This window comes from Mesorhizobium helmanticense (genome assembly GCF_003034915.1).
GTDB lineage: Bacteria > Pseudomonadota > Alphaproteobacteria > Rhizobiales > Rhizobiaceae > Mesorhizobium > Mesorhizobium helmanticense.
On sequence record NZ_PZJX01000143.1, the window covers coordinates 1 to 222 of the forward strand.

Here is a 222-nt window from a genome sequence, read left to right on the forward strand (position 1 = left end):
ACGCCGATGTCGTAACGGACATAGCCGCCGATGCGCAGGCAGGTTTCGGTTCCGGGGATGTAGAAGTAGCCAGCACCGTAGACGTCGCAGATCTTGACGTATTCGGCGGGTTCCGGCTCGGCGACGACGACGGCGTCGGCGGCGCGCGCACCGGAAACTGCGATCAGGGCCGCAGCTGAGCCGAGAAGAAGGCTCTTGATGTTCATTTTCTGACCTCCAGTC

1 protein-coding gene is annotated in these 222 nt (G+C 62.2%); it reads right to left on the reverse strand.

The annotated features are described in order from the left end of the window. On the reverse strand, positions 1-206 hold a 206-nt coding region (locus C9427_RS33675), incomplete at its 3' end, for a porin (RefSeq protein WP_208636467.1). Positions 207-222: the final 16 nt, after the last annotated feature.